The following is a 2,424-nucleotide window of genomic DNA, read 5'->3' as shown; positions in this document are numbered from 1 at the left end:
GCGATCGCATTCACGAGGTAACATATTCGTGCAAAAGTTTTCTGCTTTATTCCCACCAGTTGTTATGCCACGCCCACCGAGAGAACTCAAACCCAATTACTGCTATCACGTGACTGTACGCTGTAACAACCGTGAGTTTAAATTAAGTCGTCATGAATGCCGTGAAGTATTCCTCTACGCTATCAAAAAAGCCCAAGACAAGTTCAAATTTAAACTCTACGCTTTGTGTATCATGAGCAATCATGTTCACTATCTGCTTGAACCAGACCAACCAGAAGACCTCCCTAAAATCATGCACTGGCTAAATTGGTACACTGCTATGTGTTTCAATAGAATGCTCAACCGTACAGGTCATTTCTGGGAGAAAAGATATCACAGCAGTGGTTTTGAAAAAACTGACTACAAGAGGGCATTAAATACGCTACGCTACATTCACGCTAACCCCAAGGCAGCTAATATGCAGCAGGGTTTTTTCTATGACTTCAGTAATTACGGGACTCATGATCGGCTGAGTAATGATGGTATTACCCAATGGCATCCGGCGTTTTTACAACTGGGTCGAACTTTAGAAGAATGCGCTGCCAAATATCGTAGATTTTGTCAAAGATATCGACCACAGGGAAAACCAGAGAAAAAGAGCTTCTGGGGGAGCAGCTTTTTACCATCGATATTGAAGGGTGGAAAGTCGAAGAAATTTTCACCAGGACAAATGAGTTTACCTTGGGACAAACAGAGGGTGACAGAGAGTACGGAAGTGCGGGATGTAGCAGAAAAATTTATTCAGGCAAATTGCTATCAGCCGCCGGTGCCAGGTATCCGATTTCAGGAATGCTGATTCTTGCGTGTGGAGACGTTGTGTAATAAATCTTAATAAAATTCGGAAACGCTTACAGGTTACACTTTACAAGCATGGGTGCGAGAGAAGAAGTACATAGGTTGGTTAGCGCGCCAAGAACGAAGAAAGAGCGAGAACGCCCAGAACGCCGAAAGGGAGGTGTCCACAGAACGGAAAGGGAGGTGTCCCAGAAAGACGAGAAGGGAGGTGTCCCACCGGGGCTGTGGTATCAAAAGTAACTTGTGAGTACAACTTCCAGTCTTGATTCACTCTCCACCCTACGCGATCGCCAAATTTTCTCCAGGCTTCTTCATAATATTTGCCGTCGGGTATCCCGCCGACTTCAAGGTAAATCTTCTTCTGAACGCTGAAGCCAAAACGTCCATTGCTGTATTTTACCCACAAACGGTCTATGGTGCGTAGGTCAGTGCAGGGAAAATTCAAGAGTTCTTCATCGATAATCCAGTCACCTGACTCACGACCCACAACTTTAAGCATGACCAAATAGGTTTCATAATCAGCGTCTTTCCAATTTCCTGCTTTTAGCAAGTCGCGGAGTCGGGTGTAGTCTACATTGCGATCGCTTCTCAAGTCCCCAACTTGTAGACTACCTTTGTTCCGCCATAAATCTGGCATTGTTCCTATTTCAATGAATCCGAGAGCAGCGATACTTTTATTAAAAGCTGTTGGAATGACAGAATGACAGTTGTGATTGTTTGAGCCTAGCTCTCTATAAAACTCTTGAGCAAATTTAATTGCTGCTTTCTCCTCATCAATTACCCCCTCCATGCCAATAACATAATCAATATGTTGGCTGATTGCTTTTGCTAACTGGAACGAGTAACGGACATTCAGTAGTATGCATTTAACAACATCATTGTGTTCTTTAAAATTTCTAATATAAATATATATATTAGTTTGTGTCCGTTTTAAGGATAGCCATAAAAAAGTGTACTGGTTTTAACAGCATTCCTCTCGCTACGACCTAACTATCAGTTACAGAGCAGCAATTTGTATTTAAAGTCATGGTTAAGCCGCTACGACTTGACCATCATCATTTATGGTTACTCCCCACTCATGCCCAAATCGCTTGACCATGCTGTGAATAGAATTAACTAGCATAGATTTAGGGTTAAGGCGAACAACGTCCCTGCACCTGTTCACAAATTCAAAGCCAAAGAATTGTCTATTTTCGTAGCACAAAGGCAATATTTTAAATGTCGCCAGCCTGATAAAATCCCCATCATTGCTAGATAACGCTTCTTGTATAAGTTCAAAGTAAGAGGGTATAACACTTTCTACAATATTGCTGTAAGCACTAGCATTCTCTAGCTTCTCTGGTGATGATTGACGGTTGTTGGGCTTCTTGTCGTTCTTCATAGCATTAATCAACATCCCGAACACCCTTTCCCTGTCCAGTTTGTTTTGACTCTCTAACCATTCTGCTGTTTCCACACACCACGCAAGCGCATTGTTAAAGTGAGTATCTCCTTTCCAGTTACGTTTTATACTATCTTTAAACCCTGCCTCTACTGGAATGCGAAGCTGTAATTTTATCTGGGTCATTACATCACTGAGTTCATCTATCT

At 42.3% G+C, this 2,424-nt stretch carries 2 protein-coding genes and 1 pseudogene; 1 reads left to right on the top strand and 2 read right to left on the bottom strand.

From position 1 onward, the window contains the following. Positions 1-835, top strand: an 835-nt coding sequence (locus G4P69_RS37035) for a transposase (protein WP_243903174.1), incomplete at its 5' end; no start/stop codon positions are given. A gap of 105 nt (positions 836-940) precedes the next feature. On the opposite strand, the pseudogene G4P69_RS37030 reads toward G4P69_RS37035, so the two are convergent. Together G4P69_RS37030 and G4P69_RS37025 are read right to left on the bottom strand one after the other, a co-directional pair. Further along, a pseudogene (locus G4P69_RS37030) lies at positions 941-1,429 on the bottom strand (GUN4 domain-containing protein); the annotation flags it as partial. Between the two features lie 435 nt (positions 1,430-1,864). Then, the coding region (locus tag G4P69_RS37025; protein WP_208354838.1) for a hypothetical protein at positions 1,865-2,424 on the bottom strand (560 nt) is incomplete at its 5' end.

The sequence above is a fragment of the Aetokthonos hydrillicola CCALA 1050 genome, assembly GCF_017591665.1.
Taxonomy (GTDB): domain Bacteria; phylum Cyanobacteriota; class Cyanobacteriia; order Cyanobacteriales; family Nostocaceae; genus Aetokthonos; species Aetokthonos hydrillicola.
This window is presented reverse-complemented; position numbering and strand designations above follow the sequence as displayed.